This window comes from Mesorhizobium sp. Primo-A, assembly GCF_003997175.1.
In the GTDB taxonomy this organism is placed as follows: domain Bacteria; phylum Pseudomonadota; class Alphaproteobacteria; order Rhizobiales; family Rhizobiaceae; genus Mesorhizobium; species Mesorhizobium ciceri.
The window spans coordinates 272,501-275,000 of the sequence record NZ_RZTG01000010.1 but is presented as its reverse complement, the minus strand read 5'-3'; the positions used below and the strand labels follow the sequence as shown (position 1 = coordinate 275,000).

The following is a 2,500-nucleotide window of genomic DNA, read 5'->3' as shown; positions in this document are numbered from 1 at the left end:
GTTGCCGCTCTTCCACACCCGGCCTATCAACGTGGTCGTCTTCCACGGTTCTCAGGGAATACTCGTTTTAAGGTGGGTTTCCCGCTTAGATGCCTTCAGCGGTTATCCCGTCCGGATATAGCTACCCTGCTATGCGGCTGGCGCCACAACAGGTCCACCAGAGATCCGTCCATCCCGGTCCTCTCGTACTAGGGACAGATCCTTTCAATATTCCTACACCCACGGCAGATAGGGACCGAACTGTCTCACGACGTTCTGAACCCAACTCACGTACCGCTTTAAATGGCGAACAGCCATACCCTTGGGACCTGCTCCAGCCCCAGGATGCGATGAGTCGACATCGAGGTGCCAAACAACCCCGTCGATATGGACTCTTGGGGGTCATCAGCCTGTTATCCCCGGCGTACCTTTTATCCGTTGAGCGATGGCCCTTCCACGCGGGACCACCGGATCACTATGACCGACTTTCGTCTCTGCTCGACTTGTCAGTCTCGCAGTCAGGCAGGCTTATGCCATTGCACTCAGCGAACGATTTCCGACCGTTCTGAGCCCACCATCGCGCGCCTCCGTTACTCTTTAGGAGGCGACCGCCCCAGTCAAACTACCCACCATACATTGTCCCGGACCCGGATAACGGGCCGCGGTTAGACATCCATAGTAATAAGGGTGGTATTTCAAGGGTGGCTCCACCTGAGCTGGCGCCCAGGCTTCAAAGCCTACCACCTATCCTACACATGCCACTACGAATGCCAATGTAAAGCTATAGTAAAGGTGCACGGGGTCTTTCCGTCTAACCGCAGGAACCCCGCATCTTCACGGGGAATTCAATTTCACTGAGTCTATGCTGGAGACAGCGGGGAAGTCGTTACGCCATTCGTGCAGGTCGGAACTTACCCGACAAGGAATTTCGCTACCTTAGGACCGTTATAGTTACGGCCGCCGTTTACTGGGGCTTCGATTCAGAGCTTGCACCCCTCCTCTTAACCTTCCAGCACCGGGCAGGCGTCAGACCCTATACGTCGTCTTGCGACTTCGCAGAGCCCTGTGTTTTTGATAAACAGTCGCTACCCCCTGGTCTGTGCCACCCTCCTCTACTTGCGTAGAAAAGGGTCACGCTTCTTCCGAAGTTACGCGTGCAATTTGCCGAGTTCCTTCAGCATAGTTCTCTCAAGCGCCTTGGTATACTCTACCAGACCACCAGTGTCGGTTTCGGGTACGGTTTATAAGGAGGAGCTATTTCCTGGAACCACGCAGCAGCCCGTTCAATCCGATAAGATTGGACTACCTCAATGATCCGTCACTACCTCCAAGCCCACGAATATTAACGTGGTTCCCATCGACTACGCGTTTCCGCCTCGTCTTAGGGGCCGGCTAACCCTGCTCAGATTAGCTTTAAGCAGGAACCCTTGGTCTTTCGGCGGGGGAGTCTCTCACTCCCCTTACGTTACTCATGTCAGCATTCGCACTTCTGATACCTCCACCACCCCTCACGGGTATGGCTTCATCAGCTTACAGAACGCTCCGCTACCGCTTGGCCCTTGCGGACCAAACCCTAAGCTTCGGTGTATGGCTTTAGCCCCGTTACATTTTCGGCGCAAAGACCCTTATTTAGACCAGTGAGCTGTTACGCTTTCTTTAAATGATGGCTGCTTCTAAGCCAACATCCTGGTTGTTTTGGGATCCTCACATCCTTTCCCACTTAGCCATAACTTGGGGACCTTAGCTGTAGGTCAGGGTTGTTTCCCTTTTCACGACGGACGTTAGCACCCGCCGTGTGTCTGCCGACTAGTACTCCCAGGTATTCGGAGTTTGGTTAGGTTTGGTAATCCGGTGAGGACCCCTAGCCCATCCAGTGCTCTACCCCCTGGGGTATTCGGTCGACGCTCTACCTAAATAGATTTCGCGGAGAACCAGCTATTTCCGAGTTTGATTGGCCTTTCACCCCTAGCCACAAGTCATCCCGAACTATTGCAACAGTTATGGGTTCGGTCCTCCAGTAAGTGTTACCTTACCTTCAACCTGCTCATGGCTAGATCACTCGGTTTCGGGTCTAATGCGACGAACTGAACGCCCTGTTCAGACTCGCTTTCGCTGCGCCTACACCTAGCGGTTTAAGCTTGCTCGTCACACTAAGTCGCTGACCCATTATACAAAAGGTACGTGGTCACCCAGGACGAACCTTGGGCTTCCACTGTTTGTAGGCAATCGGTTTCAGGTACTCTTTCACTCCCCTTGTCGGGGTGCTTTTCACCTTTCCCTCACGGTACTAGTTCGCTATCGGTCATGCACGAGTACTTAGGCTTGGAGGGTGGTCCCCCCAATTTCAGACAGGATTTCACGTGTCCCGCCTTACTCGAGGACGATTGATTGCATTACGCGTACGGGGCTGTCACCCACTATGGCCCTACTTTCCAGAAGGTTCCGCTTGTCTCTCAATCGCCACTGGCCTGGTCCGGGTTCGCTCGCCACTACTTCCGGAGTCTCGGTTGATGTCCTTTCC

Annotated in this window: 1 rRNA gene (only partly in view); it reads right to left on the bottom strand. The window is 53.8% G+C overall.

The window, feature by feature from the left end:
- Positions 1 to 2,500: ribosomal RNA gene (locus tag EOC83_RS20260) — 23S ribosomal RNA — on the bottom strand (it extends past both window edges: 43 nt to the left, 279 nt to the right).